1 protein-coding gene and 1 pseudogene are annotated in these 2,487 nt (G+C 55.2%); one reads left to right on the top strand and one right to left on the bottom strand.

Going from position 1 to position 2,487, the window contains the following annotated elements; genetic code table 11:
- Window positions 1-1,312: pseudogene (locus FHW92_RS25140) on the top strand (hypothetical protein); the annotation flags it as partial.
- A gap of 375 nt (window positions 1,313-1,687) precedes the next feature.
- Here FHW92_RS25140 and FHW92_RS25135 read toward each other — a convergent pair.
- Window positions 1,688-2,487, bottom strand: an 800-nt coding sequence (locus FHW92_RS25135; protein WP_210428699.1) for a transposase, incomplete at its 5' end; no start/stop codon positions are given.

The following is a 2,487-nucleotide window of genomic DNA, read 5'->3' as shown; positions in this document are numbered from 1 at the left end:
CATCCAGAACCTCAAGTTTGCGGATGGCACGACGATCTCGAATACCGGCAACTTGACCAGCACCTGGTTTGGCAATGCGTCCAATACCACCCTTGTCGGAACGAACTGGGGAGCCAACACTTTCGTGCTGGGTACCGGTGGTGATACTGTGACTTTCGGCAATGGCAGCGCTCGATTTGGCGGGGCCAACAATTACAATCTGGTGGAATACGCAAGTGGTGATGGTGCTGCGAAGGTCAACCTTAACAACGGTGGCGTTGGTGATATCGGGTTCGGAGCCGGGATCACTGCCGCCGATCTTCTGTTCCAGATCGACAGCGCCAATGACCTCACGATCCAGCTGATGGATGGAAACGGCAACCTTACGGGTGATTCCATCACGATTGCAGGGGCCATATATCAGTATCAGGGCGTCAAGAATTACATCCAGAACCTCAAGTTTGCGGATGGCACGACGATCTCGAATACCGGCAACTTGACCAGCACCTGGTTTGGCAATGCGTCCAATACCACCCTTGTCGGAACGAACTGGGGAGCCAACACTTTCGTGCTGGGTACCGGTGGTGATACTGTGACTTTCGGCAATGGCAGCGCTCGATTTGGCGGGGCCAACAATTACAATCTGGTGGAATACGCAAGTGGTGATGGTGCTGCGAAGGTCAACCTTAACAACGGTGGCGTTGGTGATATCCGGTTCGGAACCGGCATCACTGCGAACAGTTTGGTGGTTTTGATCGATCAAAATACGCGGAACGTCGAACTGGCGCTTAAGGACGGTAACGGAGTCCTGACCGGCGACAGCATCATGTTGCTTGGCGAACTCCATAATGGGAATGGCCAGGGCGGCTACCTGCGGGACTTCGGCGCGCTTAAGTTTGCGGATGGCACAAGCATCAATCTTGGGGGAAATTATGTTTCCTCGACGGTAGGATATGTCGCGAATCTGAGTGGTTCGTCTAGCACGTCCGAGACGTTGGACGGTTCTGCAGGTTCGCTGAGCGTTGTCGGTGGCAGCGGTGGGGATACTCTGATCGGCGGTTCCGGCGATATTCTCTACGGTGGGGCGGGCGCCGATACGTTTGCCTTTCATGCCGGATTCGGTCCAGAAACGATCTATAATTTCACCGCGACGGGCAGTCAGCACGATGTGTTGCAATTCGATAGCAATATCTTCTCGGATTGGGCTCATCTCCTGGGCGCGACGCAGCAGCAAGGTAGCGACCTGCTCATCACCCTGGATGCCAATGACACTTTGCTCCTGAAGAACGTCGCCCTGGCAAACTTCACTTCCACGGATGCCAAGTTTATCTGAGAGGTCGTGCCCGCGAGTGCCAATTGACGATGAGGGATGAACTTTGTTCCGAGTTGGTAACACTTTGCCGAGGGCGCAACACCGGCCGCCCCCGGCGGCAAATTTGGTGAAATGTACCCTTTAAGCACTTTGAGGAACGCTGGAGATCCGCAAAACCCCGATCTAATAATTACAATCTGTTGGGAACCAGAAATTCGAGAATTTTGAGGTTTTTGTGGGTCTCCAGCTGGAGACCCGCAAAAACCGACTAATTTGACGGACGACAGGCTGTGGCGGGATGGCGTCGAGGGTATTGGTGCATTAGCGGGCTGCATTTGGGCGATATAGGGCATTTTATCCCAGCATTCCGGCCATTTTCCGGGATTTTGGGCAGATTCATGCCACGCTTTCGCGGTGTTCGTGGAAGATCAGCCGGTTGAAATTGTAGGCCAGGTTGCAAAGGGTTAGTTTCGCCTCTGCGCGGGCCAGGCCGATGGTGCGGATGAACAGGCCGAACCTGTTCTTCTGATGAGCGAACACATGCTCGACATGGGCACGGATCGAGGATTTGGCGGCATTGGCACGCGCGGTTGCTTTCGGCATGGGCTTGCCCTTGGGTTTGCGCCGATGGATGCGGGACGTAAGCATTCGATCCGACAGCCACTTCTCGTTGTGCTTTGAGCGATAGGCACTGTCGGCCCAGACCTCCGAACTGGTGTTGTCCGCGCTCACGACCTCCCGGAGCAGGCGCCCATCGGCTGCTGAGGCCGAAGTCACCGCCATCCCACGGATAAAGCCGAAGCGCCGGTCTATGCTGATGTGGGATTTATAGCCGAAGACCGGCAGGGCTATCATTGGCAGTGGAGTTCCATCCTCGCGATATCGGACTTTGCCGCCGATCTTGAGCGTCCAGCGCGCGTCGATGTCTTTCTGCATCGCCTTGTTCTTATTGTCTGGCCAGATCTCCTTGGCGCTCATTCCTGATTTGATCGCCTCCCGTTCGCCTTCGGTATTCCGTTGCTTTGGGGCAGGCACCAATGAGGCATCCACAATCTGCCCCGCCATCGGGATGTAGCCCTTCTTCTGGAGTTGCCAGTCAAACGTAACCGCCCGATTGCTACCGCAGCTTATAGGTCTTGACGATTTCGATGGTGGCAGGATCGGAGACAAAGTCCTGGAGGAATTGGTCCCATTCT

This window comes from Novosphingobium sp. SG707, from assembly GCF_012275515.1.
Lineage (GTDB): Bacteria > Pseudomonadota > Alphaproteobacteria > Sphingomonadales > Sphingomonadaceae > Novosphingobium.
Note: the sequence above shows the minus strand (reverse complement) of the source record. Positions and strands in the feature narration are given on the sequence as shown.